This window comes from Undibacterium sp. Ren11W (assembly GCF_049340485.1).
Lineage (GTDB): Bacteria > Pseudomonadota > Gammaproteobacteria > Burkholderiales > Burkholderiaceae_D > Undibacterium.
This window is the reverse complement of the sequence record NZ_JBMPPB010000012.1, coordinates 21,985-45,719: the sequence shown is the minus strand read 5'-3', so window position 1 is coordinate 45,719 and position 23,735 is coordinate 21,985. Positions and strand designations below refer to the sequence as shown.

Here is a 23,735-nt window from a genome sequence, read left to right as displayed (position 1 = left end):
TTGTTCGTTTTAGTCTTCTCTCAGGAAAATTTATGTCAGTTGCTGCACGTACTTTGTTCCACCTCACACTCAAACCTCTGGCGCGTGTCGGCGTCTCTGCGGCGATTTTTCTGATTGGCGCGTCATCGGTTTTGGCGCAGGCCTTGCCTAAGGGCGTGACGCAAGTTACCAGTGTTGAAGGGATTACCGAATATCGTTTGCAAAATGGCTTGAAGGTGTTGTTGATGCCGGATGCCTCGAAACCTACCGTTACCGTGAATGTCACTTATCTGGTCGGCTCGCGCCATGAGAATTATGGCGAGACCGGAATGGCGCATTTGCTCGAGCATTTGATGTTTAAGGGCACGCCTAAGAACGCCAAGATTACCGAAGAGTTCAACCGGCGCGGCATGCGCATGAACGGCACCACCTCGCTAGACCGCACCAATTATTACGAGTTGTTTGCGGCCGGCGACGATAATCTGCAATGGGCTTTGGCTATGGAAGCCGATCGCATGGTCAATTCCAAAATCGCCAAAAAAGATCTGGATAGCGAGATGACCGTGGTGCGCAATGAGTACGAGAGCGGCGAGAACTCTCCCGGCGGCGTACTGATGAAGCGCCTGCAAAGCGTGGCTTACGACTGGCATAACTACGGCCACTCGACGATAGGTAATCGCAGCGATATCGAGAACGTCAAGATCGCGAATTTACAAAATTTTTACCGCACCTACTATCAGCCAGACAATGCAGTGTTGCTGGTCGCGGGTAAGTTTGAACAGGGCAAAACCCTGAACTGGATCGCCAGCTCTTTTGGTGCAATCGCCAAGCCTAGCCGCAGCCTGCCAGAGTTTTGGACTAGCGAACCTACTCAAGATGGCGAGCGTAGTTTTGAAGTGCGTCGCAAGGGCGATCTGCAATTACTCATGATGGCGTATAAGGTGCCGGCGGCCTTACATGCAGACCGCGAAGCGATGGATTTTGCCGGCAGCATCTTGACCGGCGCGCCGCATGGCCGCCTGCATAAGCAACTGGTAGAAACGGGTAAAGTGGTGCAGGTATTTTCGACTGGCATGGGTAGCGTAGATAGCGGTTTGAAGATTATCGGCGCAGTGGTGAAGAAGGGTGAATCGCTGGCCGCGGCGAAAGAATTGTTATTGGCCGGCATAGAAGATTTTAAAAAAAATCCACCCACTAAAGAAGAGATGGACAGGGTCAAACGCGATAGCGCCAACACCTATGAAAAAATCTTGAATAATCATGAAGCAATCGGCGTGGGCATGTCGGAATACATTGCCATGGGTGACTGGCGTTATTTGTTCAAAGACAGAGACGGTACCGATTTGGTGACGTCAGCCCAAGTGCAGGCGGCAGCGCAACATTATCTGGTGCGCGACAATCGCACGGTAGGTATGTTCGTGCCGGAAGATACGCCACAACGGGCTGAAATTCCGATGGCACCGAGTATCGCTACGGTGATGCAGGGTTTCAGCGCCAAGGCCAATACTCTGAGCGCAGAAGTATTTGATCCTAGCCCGGCCAACATCGATGCGCGCAGCCAGCACAGCGTGGTCGGTGGCGTGCAACTGACTTTATTGCCGAAAAAAAACCGTGGTGAAACCGTAAATGTCGCGCTGCGTTTGCATTGGGGCGATCAGGCGAGTCTGGTCGGTAAAAAACATATCGCCTCGTTTGCCGATAGCCTGTTAGCCACGGGCACCAGCAAATTTAGCCGTGCACAACTGGCCGATGAATTCTCGAAACTGAAGATCAGCGGTGGGGTGTATAACTTCCAGACCACCCGTGCCAATTTAAGCGCTGCGCTGGCCTTGATGGCGCATATTTTGCGCGATGCCAGTTATCCTGAAAGCGAATTTGTCCAGTTGCGTGAAAAATCGCTGGTCGGCCTGGAGGCTAGCCGCAATGAACCTGGCAGTGTGGCCGGGACTGCGATGGCGCTGCATTTTGATCGTTATCCTAAGGGCGATAGCCGTGCTGCAGAAAGTCTCGATGACAGCATCGCCAGCATCCGGGCCGTAAAATTGGCCGACATCAAGGCGTTTCATCAGCAGTTTTACGGCGCCTCCAAGGCCGAGCTATCCATCGTCGGTGATCTCGACATCGCCAGCACGCAGCAAGCGGTGGCCAGCGCTTTTGGCGACTGGGCTAGCCACAGCGCCTATACGCGCTTGCAGAGCCATTACGATGAGATCGCACCGGTCAGACAAATCTTGAATACCCCGGACAAAGAGAACGCCTATTACAGCAGCATGATGAATCTGGCGTTGAACGACCAGCATCCCGATTACCCGGCGCTGCAAGTGGCCAACTATATTTTTGGCGGCGGCTCCGGGCTTAATTCGCGTTTGATGGAACGTTTGCGTCAGAAAGACGGCCTCTCGTATGGCGGTGGTTCGGGTCTTAGTGCCGGTTCTATCGATGCCGTCGGCAGTTTTAGCATCAGCGCAATCGCCGCACCGCAGAATTTGAGCAAGCTGGAAAACGCGATCCAGGAAGAATTGGCGCGTGCGCTCAAAGAGGGCTTTAGTGCCGAAGAATTAGCCCGCGCCAAATCGGGTCTATTGCAGCAAAGGCAGCAGGGCCGTAGCAGTGATGCCAGTCTGGCGGGCGGTTGGAATAGTAATCTGTATTTACAAAGAACCTGGGCCTGGAGTCAGGCTCTCGATGACAAGATCGCCGCGCTCAGTTTGGAGCAAGTCAATCAAGCCTTTCGTCGCCATATTACGCCGGAAAAACTGAGTGTGTTTATGGCTGGCGATGTGGCAAAAATGCAGGCTGTCGCCAAGTAAATTTGGATGGCTAGAAATAGAAAAACCTGTTTGCTTTTGAATGCGGCAAACAGGTTTTTTGTTATCTGATGCTAGGCTATTTACTTATATTTTTTCTCTATCGCCGCATTAGTGCCGTCGCGCTCCATCTCTTTGAGTAGATGATTCCAGAGATCGATGCGTTCTTGCGCCATGCTGGTATGGCAAGCTAGGTACATCTCAGTTTGATTAAAATGAAATAGCGGGACTATCTTGCCCTCCAAACCCTGGCTTTTTAAGATCGCGGCACCGAGTAATTCGCCGGTAGCCCAAAAATCAAAACGACCCAATAATAATTTGCGTGGATTATCGGCGTCGGTGGTGGTCATATCGGTCTTAAAGCCCTTTAATACCAAAAATTCTCCAATGGCATCGTTGCGGTAAGTGCCCATCACATAGGGACGCATTTCTTCTAAAGTGCGTGGATGGCGGCTATCGTCGGCACGCCCAAAAATAAACCAATTGTTTTTCACCAGCGGCCCCACCCATTTGAACATGCCCTCGCGTTCCGGCGAACGGGTGGTAGAAAAGACGCAGGTATTGGCCTCGTTGCGTGCCATTTGAAAAGCGCGCGCCCAGGGATAGGCATTGAGTGCGGTTTTTTCTTTGGCACGCAGCATCAGTTCTGCGACTTTTTCGGTAGAAATACCGCTGATTTTGCCACTCTTGGCATCGATAATATTAAAAGGAGGGTAGTCTTCTGTCGTCAGTTGCAGATTCTGTGCGGAGGCTGGTAGCGGCTGCAGTTGGGCTATGTGGCTTAAGACCAATACCACGATCGTGGAGATTCGCATAGCTTTGCCTTGACAGATAAAGGTGAACTCGATATTCGAATTTAATCCCTGCGCTAAGCGAAAGTCAACAGCTTTTATACGACAACTGACTTACAATACGGGCAAGTTTTTTAGCCGGATAACGTGATGCAAATTGATAATTTATCGTATGGGTCGGATCAGTCAGGCTTGATTTGCGGCTATGTATTTGCGCACGATCAGGCCGGGCGCGCCGTGCATACCAAAGAAGCTCTGGAATATCTACAGCAAAGCGACACCACCGACAGCGCTAGCTTTCTCTGGTTGCACTTTAATCTATCGAATGTCTCTGCCGAAAAATGGCTGCATGAACATGTGGATTTGCCGGAAGAGTTTTACGAAACTCTGCACGAAGGCTCGCGCTCTACCCGTATTGAACACGCCGATCAATGTCTGATCGCGGTGGTCAACGATGTGTTGCATGATTTTAGCTTTGAAGCCTCCGATATCGCCACCTTATGGCTAAGCGTTTCTAGCAAACTCATGATCAGTGCGCGCCGTACCCCCTTGCTATCGGTGGACAGGTTACGCAATGCCGTCAATCATGGCGAGGTATTTCACTCCGCTACAGAATTGCTGACCCATTTGCTGCGCGATCAGGCCGATGTCTTGATCGGCATCGTGCGCAAGGCGATCAAAAAAGTCGACGATATTGAAGACCATTTATTGGCCGATCGACTCAACCATAAACGCGCCAATCTGGGCGAGTTGCGACGCGTCTTAGTGCGTCTGCAAAGACTGTTGGCACCAGAGCCGGCGGCTTTATTTCGCTTGCTGCATAGTCCGCCGCGCTGGGTTGCCGAGAGCGATGTACAAGAGCTGCGTCAGTCCACCGAAGAGTTTGCGGTGGTGCTCAGTGATATGGCCTCGCTGCAAGAAAGAATTAAGTTGTTGCAGGAAGAAATCGCCGCCAGCGTGAATGAGCAAAACAACCGTTCGCTGTTCGTGCTGACCATCGTCACCGTGCTGGCGCTGCCTATCAATATCATCGCCGGTTTATTGGGCATGAACGTCGGTGGCATCCCACTAGCGCAACATGAACATGGCTTTTGGATCGTTGCCGCCATCGTCGCCACATTTACCGTAATTGCCGGTTGGCTGGCGTTTAGAAAAAGTACCCGGGATTAAGATGCAAAGTTATCTAGCCGTAAAACATATACACATCACTTGCGCAGCCATCAGCGGCAGTTTTTTTATACTGCGCGCGTATTGGAAAATGCGTGACGCTGCCATACTGCAAAGGCGCTGGGTACGCATACTGCCGCACCTGATTGATACCCTGCTGCTGGCCAGTGCCCTGACCCTGGTTTACTGGAGCGGCCAGTATCCTTTTCAACAAAACTGGTTGACTGCCAAAGTGCTGGCGCTGCTGGCGTATATCGTACTCGGCACGATCGCCCTGAAGCGCGGCAAGAGCGCCCGCATACGCGCTTATGCATTAGTTGGGGCAATGCTGACGTTTGGATATATTCTGGCGGTCGCAATCAGCCGCCAGGTCATGCCGTTTTAAAATGTTTGCGTTAGCGCAGCCGTTTCAAATTTTTCAGCAAGAAAATCGATCAGCGCACGCACCCGACCGGGAACAAAGCGGCCGCTAGGCAGTAGTGCGTGCAAGGGATATGGTTCTGTGTCCCACTCGGTGAGCAAGGGAAGCAAAGTGCCAGCAGCCAGTTCTTGCCGGATATCGATCATCGATTTGAGCAAGATGCCAGCGCCTGCTACAGCCCATTCCCGCGCCAGCGACGCATCATCGACATAGCGGTCGCCGTTGACGCGCACTTCTGTCCAGACGCCATTTTGTGCAAATCGCCACAGTCGATGACGCTTGCCGGCGCGCTCGAAGGTGATGCAATTGTGCTGCAATAAGTCTTGCGGAGTTTGCGGTGCGCCATGGCGCTGCAGATAAGCGGGCGATGCACAGAGTATCGGTCGCGAGACGGCAATGGTGCGTGCCACTAAACGTGAATCGGCCAGTGTGCCATAGCGTAATGCCAGATCGACTTCGTCACGCATCACATCCATCACCTTGTCGCCGACACTGAGCGCCAGTTGCACGCCGGGATGCAGCTCAAGAAACTCACTGAACCAAGGCAATAAGCTGTTGCGCGCCAGATCCGACGGCGCAGCTACCCGCAAGATACCTACCAGGGCAGCGCGGTCGCTGGATACTGAGGCTTCCCCCTCTTCCAATAAGTCAAAGGCGCGTTTTGCGTAGTCGAGCAAGATCTGACCTTGGGAAGTGATGCGCATCGCTCTGGTCGATCGTTCAAACAGGCGCACTCCCAATTGATTTTCCAGCCGCTTCAGCGTGGCGCTGGCCGCCGCCGGGGTGATACCCAAGGTCGCCGCTGCGGCCGTCAGGCTGCCGTAACTGGCGGTTTGCACCAGTACTTGAAGGTCTGCGATATTTTCAATTTTCATTTGAAAGTGATAGTTTTTTATTGCTATTATCAATCTGCGATTTATATTTTACAGTGTCTACCTCAAGCACGAAACATCACCTCAATATTCACGCAATTCTTAAGGAGCATTCATGAAAGCCATCGCCTATCGCTACCCATTAGCCATTAACAATCCCTTATCTCTGGAGGATGTCGTGTTACCAGCCCCGGTGCTACAAGCGCGCGATTTGCTGGTGCGCGTCAAAGCTATCTCGGTAAATCCTGTCGATACCAAGGTCAGATCCAGTACAGCGCCTGCCGATGGGCAGTTGAAGGTTTTGGGTTGGGATGCGGTTGGCATCGTCGAAGCGGTCGGTACGGGAGTGACTAAGTTTAAGCTGGGCCAGCGCGTGTATTACGCCGGTTCGATTACACGTCCAGGTGCCAATAGCGAGTTGCATGCAGTGGACGAGCGCATTGTTGCGCTGGCACCAAACTCACTTAATGATGCACAGGCAGCAGCCTTGCCGCTGACATCGATCACCGCTTACGAATTATTGTTTGAACGCCTTAGCGTTGCCAAGAACGGCGGCGCGGGCCAGACTTTATTGGTGATCGGTGGTGCCGGAGGCGTTGGCTCTATCCTGATACAACTGGCGCGTCAGCTGACACAATTGCGTATCATCGCCACCGCCTCGCGTCCGGAAACACGCCAGTGGTGTCTGGATTTAGGGGCGCATGCGGTGATCGATCATGCGCAAGCGCTGACGGTCGGGCTCAAAGCAATCGGCATAGATGAAGTTGATATGGTGGCGAGTCTGACGCAAACCCCGCAGCACTACGCGCAAATTATCGAAAGCCTGAAACCGCAAGGTCATCTCGCCGTCATCGATAGCATGGATGGCTTAGATGTGATGCCACTCAAAGCCAAATCGATCGCCTTGCATTGGGAAATGATGTTTACCCGCTCCATGTTCGAAACGCCCGATATGGATGAGCAAGGCAAACTGCTGGCCGAAGTTGCCGCAATGGTCGACGCGGGGCGGATACGCACCACGGCTAATGCCAATTTTGGCAGTATTAATGCAGCCAACCTACGCCGTGCACATGCCTTGATAGAAAGCGGTACAGCGCAGGGGAAGCTGGTATTGGAAGGTTTTTAATTCTATTTAAAACGTCCAGATGATTGTTGCCTCCGCGTGGGCTAGAGCTGGTTTGGCTACCTAAAAAGTCAAACCATGTGCGTTTGAAAATGAACGTGCAAATAGTGACTGCAGCAGTTGCGGTTTAAAAGCCACTGCTCAGCGCTATCCTCGTTTCGGAGGTATGAGCGGCACGTCCAGCACGCGGCACCGGCCGTATTTCCAATTTGAAGCTTTGATGTGACAAATTCCCAGGTTCTTTCGATTTGCATTCTTCAGTGACGGTGGGCTTGATCGCTTTGTTAGTGTCGTTCATGGAGCAAATTTTTTCATACGATTGTTTTGTAAATATCAGTAAAAAATTGTATTAAATTGGCAAGTGAGTTAGTATCCACGGCCGCTTTTCGTCAGCGCCAGTCCCAACGTGCTTTATTATTTCCTCCTCATCGTAGCAATTATTCGTACCAACTATTTATAGCCCCTATGACACAATTTACTAAAGCCTGGATCACCGTTTTCCTATGCATGACTTTGCTCGCTTGCAGTAGAAAAGAGGCACCGAATGAAGTCGGCGAGATGGCCACTGTCGCCACTGCCGATGTCTCGGCCAGTAAAAAACTCGCAGGAGCGAAGGAAAAAAACACCGTTGGTGATGACGAGCTCAACGCTGCTAGCAAGGTACAACAGCTAAGTTCAAATGCGATGACGTATACCGATAGCGAGCGCAAATTTATTCGTAGCGCCAGCTTGCAATTTGCTGTCAAGGATGTGTATCAATCTGCTTTAGCGCTAGAAGATATGGTCGCCGCCCATTCTGGTTTTGTGATTAAAAATAATATCACCAGCACTTCACAAATGAGCGAAAAATATCCAAACGCCGACGGCAATATCGTCGACATCAGAGAGTATGCGGTTAGCGCGACTCTGATCGTGCGGGTACCTAGCCAAAGAACACAAGAATTTTTACGCGCCATCGCCTCTCAAATTGAATTTTTAGATAATCGCAACTTTGAGGCGCGCGATGCTCAGTTTGAACTGCTACAGCAAAAACTTAATATCACGCGTCTACAAGAACAGCAAAACGCCCTGGCTCAAATGCCACAAAAAAATGCCGATGTGGAGCAACGCGCAGGCGTCATCGCGATGCGCGGCGAAACTCTATCGATGCGTGATGAATCACGCATCATGCAAAAGAAATTCGAAGATGAAGTTGCCTTTAGCACGCTGACCCTGAATATTTATCAAACCAATAAAGTCAGAAAGTTTGAGTATGTAGACGTGCACAATTTGATCTTGAAAAACCGTCCTGGCTTCTTCCAGCGCGTCGCGAGCTCTTTGTCATTCGGTTGGTATCAAGGCTTGGATTTGCTAATTACACTATTGAAAGTGTGGCCACTCTATGTACTATTTGCGGTCTTCTTTTTTGCTAGGCGCCTTTTAAATCTGAAGCGTAGGTCACGCAAAGCGCCATCAGATAAAAGTGAGTAATTTTCAGTAGTCTTACTACACATTAAAAATGTGTGGGATTTTAGTCGTTCTTGCCGATCTCTATGGACGAAGCCCGCCTCGACCGTTAGACGCTTAAATGTGCCAATAATATTTTGAAAACGCACAGGCCCACTGCGCATATTCCACGCGGGTTTGCAGCCATGCCGGCCTGCAAGCCGCGTGGGATATGCGCGCTGGGCTAGGCGGCTTGTATCTTCTGAGAGTTATTTTCTGCCTTGATCAGATCTGCCGCTTTTTCACCTATCATCACGCTCGGTGCGTTGGTATTGCCGCCTATCAGGGTAGGCATGATAGAGGCATCCACCACCCGTATTCCCTGCAAGCCATGCACCCGTAAAGCAGGGTCGACTACCGCCATCGCATCAATGCCCATCTTGCAGGTGCCGACCGGGTGATACACAGTGTCCGTATACTGGCGCAAGGCGGCACGGATCTGATCATCGCTATGCACGTCGGCGGTTCGGTATTCGCTGTCGCGTACCTCCATCAGGGCCGGCGCATTCATCAGTTTGCGGGTGAGCTTGAAGGCCTTTACCATATTCTCCAGATCGTCAGTGTGCTCCAGGAAGCGCGGATTGATGAGGGGTGGTGCCAAGGGATCGGCACTGGCAAGCGTGACTTCTCCCACGCTTTTTGGGCGTAGCAGACAAACGTGGCAAGAGTAGCCATGCCCCAGGTGCAATTTGCGAGCATGATCATCGATCATGGCGATCACAAAATGCAGCTGGATATCGGGTGCGCTCAAGCTAGGGTCGGTTTTCAGAAAAGCCCCGCCTTCGGCTCCGTTCGAGGTGATCATGCCGCGCCGCTTTTTGTAATAACGCCACAACTCGCGCGCCAGCCGCAGACTGCCAGCGATCGAGACGCCCAGCAGATCGAGATTCTTGGCGCGGTATTTAAAGACGAAATCAGGATGGTCTTGCAGATTCTGGCCGACTCCGGGTAAATCGTGTACCACCGGGATGCCGAGTGCCTGCAAGGCCTTGGCGTCACCCACCCCAGAGAGCATCAATAAGTGCGGGCTTTGGAAAGCACCGGACGCCAGTAGGATTTCGCGCTTGGCGCGCAGGCTACGTTTTTCGCCATTTTGCAGATATTCAACGCCTACCGCACGCTTGCCTTCAAACACGATGCGGGTAACCTGACAGCCAGTTTCTACCGTCAAATTCGGGCGTTTTCCTATATGCGGATGCAGATAGGCACGTGCCGCGCTCCAACGTTCGCCATTGTGTTGGGTGACCTGGTACATGCCCACACCTTCTTGCTCTTCACCGTTAAAATCGGCATTGAGCTGAAAGCCTGCTTGTTGCGCGGCTTTCAGATAGATTTGTTGAAACGGATTATCCGATTGCAGATCACTGACACGCAAAGGGCCGGCTTGCCCATGCAGCGGGCCGCCTAGGCGCGCATTGTTTTCAGAGCGCTTGAAGTAGGGCAGCACCTCATCAAATGACCAGCCGGTATTACCCAAACTTGCCCAGTGATCGTAATCTTGTTTGTGGCCACGGATATACGCCATCGCATTGATGGCCGAGGAGCCGCCCAGAGTCTTGCCGCGCGGCTGATAGCCCTTACGACCATTCAGACCAACTTGGGGCGTGGTTTCAAAGGCCCAGTTATTGATCTTGGTCGGTAGCATGGCCGCTACCGCAAATGGGGTCTTGATCAACCAGCCCTCACCGGCATTGCCGGCCTCCAGTACGGTCACGCGGATCGCTATATCTTCGCTGAGGCGGCTGGCCGCCGCGCAGCCGCCGGAACCGCCACCTATGACCAGGTAGTCAGGAATTATTTGATTCATGTTAGGTCTCACTCTCGGTATATTATTATTCGCTAGGCTTATGCTTAAGCTCTTAGAGGCATCTTAATCTGCACAGTTTCTAAATATAAGGACATTTACTGCCAGCGCTCACATGAACTCCCTTACTGCACCAACCATGCCGGCGCTGCTCTCAGTGCAAGACGCCATTTTCCCCGCTCATCCTTTCAGCGGTTTGTTCGCGCTTGGGCGTGAGCAAAACTGGCGTTTGCGTGAGATGTTTCCGGCTTTTTCTGTCGATCAGCATGGCGCGCCTAGCAGCACCGCGCGCATCAGTTATGCCCAGGCGCGTGAGAGTTTGTTGTTGGCCAGACACATAGGCGGTGCCGATCTGGGGATATTGTCGGGTAGCCGCAAAAGCGTGAGCGCCCTGGGCGAAATGGGTCAGGGCATGTTGGCGCAGGCGAACTTAGGCCAGGCTCTGGCCTTCGGTCTGGAGTACCAATTGATTGCTGGCTCTATGTTGCAACTGGAGTTGGAAGTGGGGGCACACCAATCGCAACTGGTCTCACATGCGCTGTTTGACGATAGAGAATTACAAGATTTTCTCGATCTCGATCATCTGGCCACGGCCATGAATGCGGCGCGTAGCTTGCCGGGTGCGCAACTCAAGCCACAGCGGCTAGAGTTGCGCGGCAATCTGCAGCTTAGCCGCTCGGCTGCCGAAGCATTTTTTGCCTGCCCTGTGATCGTCGGTGCCGATGTCAGCCAAGTGGTGTTTGCCAGCGCCATGTTAGAACTACCGTTGTCGGCACAGAGCGAGCAGGCCACGCTGTCGCGCCATGCCTGTGACCAGGAATTGGCCAGCATCGGTGTGCTGGGTAAACAGAGTCTGGTGCGTACTCTGGTCGCGATGCAATGCGAGTGTCGCAGCGTGCCCGAGATGGCCAGCACACTGGGGATCAGCCCGCGCTCGTTGCACCGCTTGTTGGCGCGTGAAGGTGCTGCGTATTCGCATATTGCCGAGAGCGTGCGGATGGGGCGGGCCAAGCGCCTGTTGCTAGAGGGGCATGGCACCGAGCAAGTCGCTGAACAATTGGGCTATTCGGACGAGCGCAGCTTCCGCCGGGCTTTTCAGCGCTGGACTTTATCTACGCCGTCGGAATACCGCGCCTCCAGGCAAAAATAAGCCAGGCTTATGGCTCTGCCAGGAATTGAAACCAGAACGTGGTTCCCTCGTCGTCTGCAGTCACAAAACCCATATGACCATGCATTTTTTCTATCAGCGTTTTGGTGATAGATAAGCCCAGACCGGTGCCGCCTTGTTGCCGCGTATCGGTGCCATCGGCTTGGGTAAAAGGCTCAAAAATACGTGCCTGAAATGAGGCCGGTATACCGGCACCGATATCTGTCACCTCGACCCGATAGTACAGTTTTTCGTGCTCCAGACGCGGGTGTATCTGCAATCTGACGGCCTCACCCTTGGGCGAGAATTTAGCCGCGTTCGAGAGTAAATTTGCCATTACCTGCATCAAGCGATCGGGATCGGCCTTGATCCAGGCCTGATCCGGATGATGGAATAAATGCAAACGTACGTCCAGCGCCGTGGCATAGCTGTGATTGGCGTCTATTGCTTGCTCTAGCAGTGGCACCAGATCAAGCCGTTCGGCTTTAAACGTGGCCTTACCGCTGGCAAGTTTTTCCATATCCAGAATGTCGTTGACCAGGCCGACTAGCCTGCGACTATTATTGTGAGCAATTTTGATCAGATGCTGCGCCTGGTCCGGCAGCGTGCCGCCGACTCCTGCTTCCAGCAAACCCAGAGAACCGCGTATCGAAGTCAAAGGGGTGCGCAACTCGTGGCTGACGACCGAGATGAACTCGGATTTAAGTTGATTGACGCGATGTCGCTCGCTGATATCCATGATGAAAATCACCCATTCGCTATGCGAATTTTCTAGATAACTCAGCCCCACTAGTACCGGTACCACTGCGCCATCCGGATGCTTGAGCATGACCTCAAACGCGGGCGTTGTCCCGTGGTCGAGCAATTCGGTGTACGCCTGTTTGAAGGTCTCCAGATCTTGCTGCGACAATAAGGAGTTCCAGACGTTTGCATCGCCGAGTAGGGCGGCACGCGGGTAGCCACACAACTGCTCGAAAACAGTATTCACATCGATCAAGCGCGCTTGCTCTACCCCTTGCGCTATCCCCACTAAATTTGAATTCATCAGCCTTTGCAGTCTTTGTTCGCTATGCCGCAAGGCGTCCAGCATCTGTTTTTGCAGCGTGATGTCTTCTATCATCCAGACTGCGCCACGCACATACTGCTGCGAGGGCAGGGAGCGCCCCGCAATGCGCGCCATGAATGACTTGCCATCGATACCTTTGACTAACCATTCCAGCTCTACCGCCTCGTCGGCGATGAGCTTCGGTACCACCAGTGCTGCAAAGGCGCGGTAATCGGCATCATCCTGATACAAAAACGTCGATTTAATCCCTATCATGGCCTTGGCATCAGAAAAATGACACAACTCCGCCAGTGTCTTGTTGGCGCGAATGATGTTGCCGTCACTGACAAACATGATGCCCACCGGCGCATTGGAAATAAGTATGTCTAGCTCATTGGCCAACTGTTTATAGCTGGCCTGGCTGGTACTGAGTAATTCTTGCTGATGGTGGGCTGCCTGTTCGGCATTTTTACGTTCCGTGATGTCGATATTGCTGCCTATCATGCGTACCGCGCGACCCTGCGCATCCCACTCGACGACGCTACCTAGGGACATGATCCAGCGCCATTGTCCAGATCTGGATTTTTGTCGAAATTCGGTTTTGAACTCGATCTTTCCTTGCGATAGAAAATGTTCTTTGTAGGCGTTTCTGAGGGTATTGATATCGTCGGGATGCACGCTTTCTTGCCAAAAAAATTGCCAGAATTTTTTGGCATCAGGAAAATCATCGGGCGAGAAACCCAGCATGCGCGCGTATTCGGCGCTATAGGTGCCGCGGCCGGTCTGTACATTAAAATCAAACAAGCCCTGATTGGAGGCGCGCATGATTAAATGCATTTGCTGATCGCTATCCTGTAGTTTTTTCTGTATGCGTTTTTGCTCGGTGATATCGGTTAAAAACCCATGCCACAAAACGCTGCCATCAGGCATCGATTCTGGATGGGCGTCGCCGCTGATCCAGCGCTCGTCTGCGCCGACTCGGATGCGGCATTCTTGATGCCAGTTTTGCAAACTGCTGGCTGACATCCTGATAGCCAGACGCAGTGCCTCAAGATCATCCGCATGGATCAGATGGAACAGCGCCGAGGCATCGTCCTTGATTTGCTCAGGCTTGAGCCCAAACAGCGTAATAACACCATCGCTGGCATACGGAAAGCAAAAATGGTCATCGGAAAAACGCTGAAATTGATAAAAGAAACTGTTTGGCAAATGCTGAGAAAAATTCTTCAGCATCGTGTCACTTAGATTCAGGTTGGCTTGTTGCTGATGCTCACTATTTATTTCGGCAATCAGACCCAGCATGCGGCTAGGGCGACCTTGGCTGTCGCGCGCAACGATGCTGCCACGTGCGCGCACCCATTTCCAATTTCCGTTCTTGCAGAGTAGGCGCTGCTCGTGCTGATACACGCTGACGTGGCCGTCGATATGCGCGCGCAAATGCGCCATGGCTGGTTTGGCATCGTCGGGATGCAGACGGTGTATCCATTCATCCAGATGATGGCCCAACTCATTGTCGCTATAGCCCAATACCTGTTGGTATTGGCTAGAAAATATCACTTCGCCAGTCAACAGATTCCAGTCCCACAGCGCTTCACCAATGGCGGTCAGGAGGGTACTTAGCGCCGCATCGGTGTTGCTGACGGCCGATTGCTCAACTGCTGCGGACATGATGCGACTCCGATTAAGGGTGCTGGCTCAGTATCTGTTGGAAAAATTGGGCGATGCCAGCGTCACCCATTCTACGAGCATTGGATAATTCTCCGCCCTTGCTGGCATACAGCAGGGTATTGTCGGCGCGTAGTATCACCGCTGCCGGTATGCCCTTTTTAATCGGATTACCGTAAGCATTGGCGATAGTCAGATTTTTATCGAATTGCCCCACATCGATTTTTACCAGCACAAACTGGGAGGCAATCAGTGCCGCGTTCTCGGCTTTAAACGACTTGTCTAGCTCCAGGCAGTCTTTACACCAGTTGGCACCAAAGACGATCAAGACTTTTTTCTTGCTGGCTTGCGCCTGACTCAAGGCATGATTCAGATCGGCCTGGGCATCGGCCGTTTCCAGATACGCCGGTGCCACGGTCGCATAACTGTAACTGCAGAGCAGAATAAGTAAGGAAGCGAATAATTTTTTCATGAGTGCTCTAAGTGGATGGCTAAATCGGATGAACTGCGTATCTCCAGATACTGAACCAAAATTACGAATTTGTCATTCTTGGCTTATCTTGGCTTAGTAAGCGTATCCATTTACGTGGGATAATACTGATTATGCATACAGTTTTTTATCCGATTGCCTTAAAATAGACAGACTCAATTTTTGGTGCTGCCGTGAAGCCTGCTGTTCGTAAAATTATCCATTGTGATTGCGACTGTTTCTATGCCGCGGTCGAGATGCGCGATGATCCCAGCCTGCGCGGTCGGCCGCTGGCGGTCGGCGGTCGCGCCGATCAGCGCGGCGTGGTGGCCACTTGTAATTATGAGGCGCGCCGCTTTGGCGTGCATTCTGCGATGCCCACCTCGCAGGCACTACGGCGTTGTCCGGATCTGGTGGTGTTGCCGCCTAGCATGGAAAAATACAGAATTGCGTCGCGCCAGATTTTGTCTATCTACGCCGATTACACTGTCCTGGTCGAACCCTTGTCTTTAGATGAGGCTTATCTCGATGTCAGTGACGCGAGTCAGCTTAAGGGCAGTGCCACCCTGATCGCGCAAGAGATACGCGCACGGATTGCCGCAACAGTCGGCATTACTGCCTCGGCGGGAGTAGCGCCGAATAAATTTTTAGCCAAAATTGCCAGTGACTGGAATAAGCCAGACGGACAATTTGTGATCTTGCCCAGTCAGGTAGAAGAGTTCGTAGCCAGTCTGCCGGTGGCGCGTTTGTTTGGGGTCGGTAAAGTGACTGCCGCCAAATTACACGGCCTGGGTATCCAGACTTGCCAGGATTTGCTGACGTGGTCCTTGCCCGATCTATTACGCCAGTTTGGCAAGCTCGGCAAGAGTCTGTATCTGTTGTGTCGCGGGATAGATCAGCGCGAGGTGATTGCTAGTTCTGAGCGCAAGTCGGTCAGTGTCGAAGAAACCTATGCAGTAGATCTGGCCGATCTGGCCGCTTGCCAGGCCGAATTACCCGCCCTGTTTACCTCCTTACAGGGGCGCATGCGGCGCGCGCAAGCGGAAGAGTGCATACAAAAGCTGTACGTCAAAATCCGTTTCGCTGATTTTCACCAAACCACGGTCGAGTGCCGCGGCAGCGCGCTAGACGAAAAAGTATTCGCTGATTTGCTGGAGACCGGCTATCTGCGTGCCAGCCAGCCGGTACGCCTGCTGGGTTTGGGCACCCGCTTGGCGGATTTGCGCGAAGAGATGCAATTGAGTTTGTTTCCTGCTTTGGTATAGGAGCACAAGGCGCGACAGCGTTTTAGTTGGTATATTTGTATACTGGGGTGGGGTATTTTTTAAATGCGCAATAAACATATGCGCAAAGTGAGTGATTTTATATATTTTTGGGGGAGTATATGATCTTTCCCATAGTTTTTACGGCGCGCCTTGATCGGCGACTCAGTGCAGGTATTTGTTTTTTAATTTATCCATCTGCCCGGATTTTTGCACTGCCTCGTAGCCCAGACGCAGTTTCGCCACCAGTGCCGGGTCGGTTTGGTTATTTAAGGCAAAATAATAACTGTGCTGCTTGTCTAATAAGAGTACCGCTTCTAGCTCATCGGGCTTTCGGTTGAGGGATTTGGCCAAAAACGCCGCGCTCCAGTCTTGCGAAACGATCACGTCTATGCGTTTCATGAACAGCTTCTTCATGTTTGATTCTACGGTGGGGGCAAAATCTATTTTGTCGTCGGCGATCTCGCTTTGTTTAATAAAGTCCTTGGTCGAAGCCATTTCGCGTACTAACCCGACTTTGTACTTAGCGAGATCCGACATACTCTTAACTTGTATCTCTTTACGCTCACGTAGCTTATACACAAATATCTGGCGTGAGCTGATCGGACCTATCCATTCAAACACAGGCTCGCGCTCCGGCGTACGGGTAATTGAAAAAATCAGGGTATTGGGCTGTGCCAACACAGTTTGATACGCGCGTGCCCAAGGTAATAGGCTGATGTTGGTGTCGATCTTGGCAGCCTGAGTAGTGGCAAGTAAAAGCTCGGTCGCATAGCCGGTGATCACGCCATTTTCTTCGTAATTGAGTGGCGGCAGACTTTCGGTGAACGCATTGAGCTCGGCCGCGGCGCTGCTCAGAAATGGAAAAATAAGCAATACCAAGCAAATGTTGGCTAAACGAGATCGACTGTCCATAGCGCAATGTTACTCTTAGATTGCTTCAGGGATATGACTCGAATCAGTTCGCCAGCAACTTTTAGGGCGGAAATTGAGGAGTGAGGCTGGTGCGACCGACAGGAATCGAACCTGTATTGCGGGCTTCGGAGGCCCGTATCCTATCCGTTGGAAGACGGTCGCTTAGGTGTGCAAGTTTTGCAGAGCGCTATTGTAGCTGTTTAGAGGCGAGTTTGCATGCAGCAAAACGACTTATTCTGCTCATTGCCGCTTCATAGGCGACTTAAAACTACCAGGTTTTCCCAGAAAATACCCATAAAGTGTCGTGAATCCGGCGAATTTTGCTCAATTGTGAGGCAAACCAGAAGCGCACTCTCTGCTTTTTCATTCCAAACCTGGGCTTTTACCACTATAATCGAGGGCTGTATGCCTAGCTCCAGGAAATTGGAGTGACCAGCAACCCGCCCTATACTATTACTGCACCGAGGAAACCATGAGCGACGCACACGACCAACACGAATCACCGATCAAGACCCCTGGCCAATTAATCGCTGCCGTTGTTGCTGCTTTACTGGTGCCGATTATCATTATCGTTCTGTTGATAAAGTTTGTCTCAAGTGGTGACACGGTCGGTGCCGGATCGAATGCACAGACACCAGAATCGATCGTGGCTAGAATTAGCCCGGTAGCGAATGAAGGCTATACCTTCAAGGATGCCAGCGGCCCTAAAGTATTGCAGTCCGGTGAAGCGGTCTACAAAATGGTCTGCGCGGCTTGTCATGATAGCGGTGCCGCTGGTGCGCCTAAGTTTGCCGATGCCGCTGCTTGGAGCCCACGTATTGCTCAAGGCTACGACAAAGTGTTGACACATGCGATGACAGGTCTGAACGCGATGCCAGCTAAAGGTGGTAATCCTGATCTGGATGATGTTGAAGTCGCTAGAGCCGTAGTGCACCTGGCAAATGCCGGCGGTGCCAAGTTTAAAGAGCCAGAAGTTAAAGTAGCCGCTGCCGAAGTCGAAGCCGCAAAATAAGTTCTCTCTACCTATAAAAAAGCCTGTCGCTGACAGGCTTTTTTATTACCGAAAATTAGGCGCGTATATTCATTAGAGTGACGCCGCCAGTTCGGCCCCTTCACGTATCGCACGTTTAGCATCTAGTTCAGACGCCAATGCGGCCCCACCGATTTTGTGGAAACGTGGGCCACCATGAGCGCTCTGGATATCTGCTGGCGCTGGCATTAGCTCGGTTAGCGATTCCTGACCCGCGCATAAAATCACATTGTCCACCTCCAGCAGGCGGCTTTGGCCATTCAGTGTGATATGTAAGCCCTGATCATCGATTTGCTGATACGCGACTCCGGCTAGCATTTCCACTCCATTCCTCTGCAAAGTAGCCCGGTGCACCCAGCCTGAAGTTTTACCCAGACCTGCGCCAACTTTGGTTTCCTTCCTCTGTAATAGGTAAATCTGGCGGAAAGCATGGGCCGGCGCTGGCGTCACTAAGCCTCCGTTTTCCTTGGCCTGAGTGTCGACGCCCCATTCGGCTAGCCAGTCTGCCAGCGGTATCGGCAAGGGCTTACTTGGATCATGCAATAGATATTCGGCGACATCAAAGCCTATGCCGCCGGCGCCTATGATCGCCACGCGTTTTCCTACCGGTTTTTTATGTTGCAGCACATCAAGATAGGATAAAACTTTGGGATGGTCCGCACCGGTGATGCGCGGGGTACGCGGAACAATGCCGGTAGCTACGATGATCTCGTCGAAATTTTGCGCCAGCAATTCAGCGCGGCTGACTCTTTGCCCCAATTGCACACGCACACCGGTCACTTCCAGTCTACGTTTAAAGTAACGCATGGTTTCGGCAAACTCTTCCTTGCCGGGAACTTGCATTGCGATATTGAATTGCCCGCCTATTTTGTCACTGCTATCAAACAGCGTCACATCATGGCCGCATTCCGCGGCAACCGTGGCGGCCGATAAACCGGCAGGCCCGGCACCGATGACTGCTACCCGCTTGGCTTTGGCCGTTTTTAAAAAACGCAGCTCGGTTTCAAACGCAGCACGTGGATTCACCAGGCATGATGCGCGCTTATTCGCAAAAGTGTGATCCAGACAAGCTTGATTGCAGGCAATACAGGTATTGATTTCGTCGCTACGCCCGCTGGCGGCTTTGTTGACGAATTCAGGATCGGCCAGAAACGGGCGTGCCATCGATACCATATCAGCATCGCCGTTCGCAATGATGGCCTCGGCTTGATCCGGCATATTGATACGATTCGAGGCCACCACAGGAATAGTGAGCACTCGCTTAAGTCGCCCGGCAACGCTGGCAAAGGCAGCCCGCGGCACCGAGGTGACAATAGTTGGAACACGCGCCTCATGCCAGCCTATCCCGGTATTCAGTATCGTTACGCCAGCGTGCTCCAAGGCCTGCGCAACCTGCACTACTTCGTCCCAGCTATTCCCGCCTTCGACCAGATCGAGTATCGAATGGCGGTACATGATGATGAAATTTCTACCAACGGCAGCACGCACGCGGCGTACGATTTCGACGGCGAGCCGCATTCGATTTTCTATCGTGCCGCCCCATCTATCCTGACGCATATTGGTACGCGCACACAGAAATTGATTCAGTAGATAGCCTTCGCTACCCATAATCTCTACACCGTCATAGCCTGATTTCTGGGCCAGTCTGGCGCAGCGTATGTAGTCTTTGATGGTGCTTTCTATGCCGGTTTCGCTCAAAGCCTTGGGTTTGAACATCGATATGGGGGATTTTTTGGCCGAGGCCGATACCACAAAGGGTTGGTAGCCGTAACGTCCCGAATGCAATATCTGCATCACTATCTTGCCGCCTTCCTCATGCACGGCCGAGGTTACCTTCTTGTGATTCCAGATATCGGCCAGACTATTCATGGTGCCGCCAAACGGCAATAGCCAACCACGTCGATTCGGTGAAATCCCGCCAGTGACAATCAGACCGGCACCACCACGCGCCCTTTCCCTAAAATATGCGGCCAATTTAGGGTAATTATAGAAGCGGTCTTCTAGACCGGTATGCATGGAACCCATGATGGTACGGTTACGCAGTTGCGTAAAGCCCAGGTCAAGCGGAGCCAGAAGATGGGGGTAAGTCGGTGTCATGAAGTATGCCTCTAGATATAGATGCCGCCAGAATACACAAACCAGGGATACGGCTGTCGATTTCCAGCTAGGAGACAGACTCTAAATAGAGAAGCACATTCGCCAAGTGCGCTTAGCGCGCGCTTTAGTCGCAAATTTGAGACAAAGCTATGTCAAGGTAGAAAAATATTTTTTTACATTAGCGCAAATCTGACGACAAAATTCCGCACCAAATTTGGGCATTTTCACTTGTTAAGTAAGAAAATTACAGTGTTTTCTGTGTTATGCCATACGCATAAATGTGGAAAAACTAACTCATATGTGAAAAAACAGCACAGCCTTGCAAATTTCTACAAAGACATGCAGGGATAGTAAGAATAATATTTTGCCTGAGCTAAGCTGAGGCAAATAAAAACGAAATACGAGAGTAACTAGTGCATTTCTTTAAAAATATTTGTTGCAAAGCACAAGAAATGAACATTCATAAAACTTAGCCAAAGACAACTAAGTAAAAGCTGTTGTTTTTTTGCGAATTCGCAAAAGAGCCTTATTGACACTAGCGCATTCAAAATGGTTCCATGTGCTGTGGATACATTTTGACAGAATAATTTACATAAATTAGTTCAAAAAAACGAACTTGTTTACAAAAATTACAAAAAACACATTTGTTGCACTAGCGGCATAAGTATTTGAAAAAAAGTATTCGTAAGAGGGATGTAGATTTTTGTGAAGAGAAACTTTATAAAAGTCGGCGTGCAATATTGCCCGCAAAGCAAAATTAATTAGTTCAAAATTCCAAGCGGAGATTGTTAATCATGGTTGAAAAAATGTTATCCCGATCAGTACGTCTGATGTTCGTCGGCGGTGTCGTAATGAGCGCAAGCTTGTTGGCACAACAGGCGATAGCTCAAGAGGCTGTGCAGCGAGTAGAAATTACAGGTTCTGCGATCAAGCGTATTGATGCTGAAACAGCAGTTCCCGTAACAGTACTCAAAGCAGATGACCTTAAAAAACAAGGTCTGACGTCAATTGAGCAAATCATGTCGAGTTTGGCTTCAGTGCAATCGCAACAGGGTACTAGTCAAGTTGTTGGTTTGGGTACTGGTGGCGCATCATTTGCAAATTTGCGTGGTATTGGCGCAAATAAAACATTGGTTCTTTTGAATGGCCGTCGTTTGGCTAACAATGCCTTTGATAGTTCTGCTCCAGATTTGAACATGATCCCGTTCGCCGCTTTGGAAAGGGTAGAAGTATTGCGTGATGGTGCGTCAGCTTTGTATGGTAGTGATGCAGTTGGTGGCGTAATTAACTTCATTACTCGTAAAGACTTCAAAGGTGGTACCGTCACGATCGGTGCGGATAAGCCGCAACATCCAGGTGGGAAAACACAAAGTGCCAACTTTGGCTTTGGTTTTGGAGATATGAGTAAAGACGGCTACAACATATTTGCGGTCGTGGATTTCCAGAAACAGGATCGCATAGGCGGTACTGATCGTCCATTTAACACTCGTTATGCCGGTGGTATCTCACCGACAACTAGTGCTGCAAATTTCTATCAAGATGATAAAACAGGTAACCCGACTGCGCCGTCTTGCGCTGCTGGTACTAACTTGGTTCCTGATGGTAGCGGTACAGGATGTTTGATGACAACCTCTAGTTTTGTCGACTACGTTCCTAAGAGTGAGCGTACCACTGGCTTGATCAAGGGAACGTTTAAATTAACTGAAAACCACGAGCTGGGCTTCGAATATTTGGCTAGCCAAAGTAAGGTCAACAGCCAGATTGCTCCGGTACCATATGGTGGGTTATACCAAAATCGTGTCACACCTACTGGCGCACTTAACCCATTTTATCCTGGTAACCCTGGTGCAGTTGCATCGAACATCCCGCTTAGCTCTACTTACACGGAACCTGGAACCGCAGCAAATATTCTTCCTGGGTTCATCCACGTAAAATGGCGCGATCTGCCTAACGGACCACGTGCTGATGAAAATATCAATAATCAGCAACGCGCGATTGTTTCTTTGACCGGCACTCTTGGTGCTTGGGATTATGAAACGGCCGTTAGCTACAATGAAAACAAAGTTACTGAAAATCTGTCAGGTTATAGTAATGGTAATATCATTAAAGCTGGTGTGTTGAATGGCGTAATCAATCCGTTTGGTCCTCAGAGCGCAGCAGGTACAGCTTTGATCGATAGTGCTGCATTGAACGGCAATATTCAAAATGCTAAGGGAACTACCACAGGTATTGATGCACACGCTAGTCGTGAAGTGGGTGATTGGTTCCATGCTGGACGTGCAGTAGGTCTAGCGATTGGTGGCGAAGCGGCTAAGCAAGAGTTCGTTAGTGCGGCAAATCCTGAATATGCTGCAAAAGTCGTTTCAAGCACGGGTATTGACCCTGATACTCGCAATGAAGGCTCACGTAATGTTTATGCCTTGTATGCAGAGTTGAATATTCCTGTATTGAAAGATCTTGATGTGACGGCTGCCCTGCGTTACGATAATTTTAGTGATTTTGGTCATACTACAAATCCTAAAGTAGGTTTCCGTTATCAACCGACTAAGAGCATATTGGTTCGAGGCTCTTACTCTACTGGTTTCCGCGCCCCATCTTTGTATGAAATCAATTCAGCACAGACCTACGGCAATACGACAAAACAAAATGATCCTATTAATTGCCCTGATGGAAAAGCAATTGCTGGTAAACCTACAGCAGCTAACTGTCAACAGCAGTTCCAGTCTTTGGCGGGTGGTAACAAGAACTTGGATCCAGAAACATCCAAGAACATGACTTTGGGTCTCGTAATTGAGCCAGTAGCGAATTTGACCTTGGGTCTAGATTTCTGGTCTATCAGCCTTAAGCACACTATTGGAACGCTGAATCAAGATGACGTTTTTGGAGATGCAGCCAAGTATGCCGCTCTTTATCATAGGAACCCGTTGGGAAATCTCGCGACCGATGGCTCTCAGTGCCCTGATCCAACGACTTGTGGTTATGTTGACTTGCGTAATCAGAATTTGGGTGGCGTTAATACTAATGGCTTTGATATGAGCGCGGCGTATAAGTTGCGTACTAGCGGCTTGGGTAGTTTTGGTTTCTCATTAAATAGTACTTATATTAATAAGTATGAATACCAAAATTCTGAAGGCGGCGAATGGCTTCAGAACGTAGGGATTTATTCTGGAACTGGTCCTATTTTTCAATGGCAGCATAATGGTGCTGTGAATTGGACGTCTGGACAGTTTGGCGTTGGGTTCTCTGGTCATTATAAAACGGGCTATACGGACTCTCCTACTGAAGATAATCCGTTACATCATGTCGCTTCTTACACGACGTTTGATGGTTATGGATCTTGGACAATCGGCAAAGGTTTTTCAGTGACAGCCGGTGTGCGTAATATGTTTGACCGTACTCCACCATTGAGCTACCAGACTCAAACGTTCCAAGCTGGTTACGATCCACGTTACACGGATCCAACTGGTCGCACTTACTACTTGCGTGGCACTTATAGCTTCTAAGATCTAAACCGCTGAAATGTAATATCTGGCCCGGGAATTTTATTTTCCGGGCTTTTTTTTGACGTTCAATTTATTGACGATAGCCCTTAGACTGAGCATAAATCTTTATTAGCTAAGGCGTCCTTTAAATTAGGTGAAAAGAGCACTGCAACA

17 protein-coding genes and 1 tRNA gene are annotated in these 23,735 nt (G+C 50.7%); 9 read left to right on the top strand and 9 right to left on the bottom strand.

Annotation, left to right across the window (positions count from 1 at the left end):
- Window positions 1-32: 32 nt before the first annotated feature.
- The gene (locus ACO0K8_RS20655) at window positions 33-2,789 is read left to right on the top strand and encodes a M16 family metallopeptidase (RefSeq protein ID WP_422948541.1); all 2,757 of its coding nucleotides are present in this window, start codon (window positions 33-35) and stop codon (window positions 2,787-2,789) included.
- An 80-nt stretch (window positions 2,790-2,869) separates the two neighbouring features.
- Here ACO0K8_RS20655 and ACO0K8_RS20650 read toward each other — a convergent pair whose 3' ends face one another.
- Window positions 2,870-3,601 (bottom strand): substrate-binding periplasmic protein, encoded by a 732-nt coding sequence (locus ACO0K8_RS20650; RefSeq protein WP_422948540.1) that lies wholly within the window; start codon window positions 3,599-3,601, stop codon window positions 2,870-2,872.
- A 126-nt stretch (window positions 3,602-3,727) separates the two neighbouring features.
- On the opposite strand from ACO0K8_RS20650, the gene ACO0K8_RS20645 reads away from it, so the two are divergent.
- Window positions 3,728-4,747, top strand: a complete 1,020-nt coding sequence (locus ACO0K8_RS20645; RefSeq protein ID WP_422948539.1) for a transporter — start codon at window positions 3,728-3,730, stop codon at window positions 4,745-4,747.
- Window position 4,748: 1 nt separating this feature from the next.
- The gene (locus ACO0K8_RS20640) at window positions 4,749-5,129 is read left to right on the top strand and encodes a SirB2 family protein (RefSeq protein ID WP_422948538.1); all 381 of its coding nucleotides are present in this window, start codon (window positions 4,749-4,751) and stop codon (window positions 5,127-5,129) included.
- Here the strand turns inward: ACO0K8_RS20640 and ACO0K8_RS20635 are convergent.
- A complete protein-coding gene (locus ACO0K8_RS20635; protein WP_422948537.1) occupies window positions 5,126-6,040 on the bottom strand; it encodes a LysR substrate-binding domain-containing protein in 915 nt (304 codons plus the stop codon). The genes ACO0K8_RS20640 and ACO0K8_RS20635 overlap by 4 nt on opposite strands.
- 112 nt (window positions 6,041-6,152) lie before the next feature.
- On the opposite strand from ACO0K8_RS20635, the gene ACO0K8_RS20630 reads away from it, so the two are divergent.
- Complete coding sequence (locus ACO0K8_RS20630) at window positions 6,153-7,163, top strand: zinc-binding alcohol dehydrogenase family protein (RefSeq protein ID WP_422948536.1); 1,011 nt, start codon at window positions 6,153-6,155, stop codon at window positions 7,161-7,163.
- Between the two features lie 124 nt (window positions 7,164-7,287).
- Here the strand turns inward: ACO0K8_RS20630 and ACO0K8_RS20625 are convergent, their stop codons facing one another.
- Window positions 7,288-7,458, bottom strand: a complete 171-nt coding sequence (locus tag ACO0K8_RS20625) for a hypothetical protein (protein ID WP_422948535.1) — start codon at window positions 7,456-7,458, stop codon at window positions 7,288-7,290.
- Window positions 7,459-7,625: 167 nt separating this feature from the next.
- Between ACO0K8_RS20625 and ACO0K8_RS20620 the strand changes: the two genes are divergently transcribed.
- On the top strand, window positions 7,626-8,630 hold the full coding sequence (locus ACO0K8_RS20620; RefSeq protein WP_422948534.1) for a DUF4349 domain-containing protein: 1,005 nt from the start codon (window positions 7,626-7,628) through the stop codon (window positions 8,628-8,630).
- A gap of 199 nt (window positions 8,631-8,829) precedes the next feature.
- On the opposite strand, the gene ACO0K8_RS20615 is transcribed toward ACO0K8_RS20620, so the two are convergent.
- A complete protein-coding gene (locus ACO0K8_RS20615; RefSeq protein ID WP_422948533.1) occupies window positions 8,830-10,452 on the bottom strand; it encodes a GMC family oxidoreductase in 1,623 nt (540 codons plus the stop codon).
- Between the two features lie 112 nt (window positions 10,453-10,564).
- On the opposite strand from ACO0K8_RS20615, the gene ACO0K8_RS20610 reads away from it, so the two are divergent.
- Complete coding sequence (locus ACO0K8_RS20610) at window positions 10,565-11,599, top strand: AraC family transcriptional regulator ligand-binding domain-containing protein (RefSeq protein ID WP_422948532.1); 1,035 nt, start codon at window positions 10,565-10,567, stop codon at window positions 11,597-11,599.
- 7 nt (window positions 11,600-11,606) lie between these two features.
- Here ACO0K8_RS20610 and ACO0K8_RS20605 read toward each other — a convergent pair whose 3' ends face one another.
- Together ACO0K8_RS20605 and ACO0K8_RS20600 are read right to left on the bottom strand one after the other, a co-directional pair.
- Window positions 11,607-14,309, bottom strand: a complete 2,703-nt coding sequence (locus ACO0K8_RS20605; protein ID WP_422948531.1) for a PAS domain-containing sensor histidine kinase — start codon at window positions 14,307-14,309, stop codon at window positions 11,607-11,609.
- A gap of 13 nt (window positions 14,310-14,322) precedes the next feature.
- Complete coding sequence (locus tag ACO0K8_RS20600) at window positions 14,323-14,778, bottom strand: thioredoxin family protein (RefSeq protein ID WP_422948530.1); 456 nt, start codon at window positions 14,776-14,778, stop codon at window positions 14,323-14,325.
- A 191-nt stretch (window positions 14,779-14,969) separates the two neighbouring features.
- Here ACO0K8_RS20600 and dinB point away from each other — a divergent pair, with 191 nt between their 5' ends.
- Window positions 14,970-16,040: a DNA polymerase IV gene (dinB, locus tag ACO0K8_RS20595; protein WP_422948529.1), complete on the top strand. Its 1,071-nt coding sequence runs from the start codon at window positions 14,970-14,972 to the stop codon at window positions 16,038-16,040.
- Window positions 16,041-16,202: 162 nt separating this feature from the next.
- On the opposite strand, the gene ACO0K8_RS20590 is transcribed toward dinB, so the two are convergent.
- Together ACO0K8_RS20590 and ACO0K8_RS20585 are read right to left on the bottom strand one after the other, a co-directional pair.
- Complete coding sequence (locus ACO0K8_RS20590) at window positions 16,203-16,952, bottom strand: substrate-binding periplasmic protein (protein WP_422948528.1); 750 nt, start codon at window positions 16,950-16,952, stop codon at window positions 16,203-16,205.
- 87 nt (window positions 16,953-17,039) lie between these two features.
- A tRNA-Arg gene (locus tag ACO0K8_RS20585) sits at window positions 17,040-17,114 on the bottom strand.
- Window positions 17,115-17,424: 310 nt separating this feature from the next.
- On the opposite strand from ACO0K8_RS20585, the gene ACO0K8_RS20580 reads away from it, so the two are divergent.
- Window positions 17,425-17,964: a c-type cytochrome gene (locus ACO0K8_RS20580; protein WP_422948527.1), complete on the top strand. Its 540-nt coding sequence runs from the start codon at window positions 17,425-17,427 to the stop codon at window positions 17,962-17,964.
- A gap of 72 nt (window positions 17,965-18,036) precedes the next feature.
- Here the strand turns inward: ACO0K8_RS20580 and ACO0K8_RS20575 are convergent, their stop codons facing one another.
- On the bottom strand, window positions 18,037-20,079 hold the full coding sequence (locus ACO0K8_RS20575) for an FAD-dependent oxidoreductase (protein ID WP_422948526.1): 2,043 nt from the start codon (window positions 20,077-20,079) through the stop codon (window positions 18,037-18,039).
- Between the two features lie 794 nt (window positions 20,080-20,873).
- Here ACO0K8_RS20575 and ACO0K8_RS20570 point away from each other — a divergent pair.
- On the top strand, window positions 20,874-23,582 hold the full coding sequence (locus ACO0K8_RS20570; RefSeq protein ID WP_422948525.1) for a TonB-dependent receptor: 2,709 nt from the start codon (window positions 20,874-20,876) through the stop codon (window positions 23,580-23,582).
- Window positions 23,583-23,735: the final 153 nt, after the last annotated feature.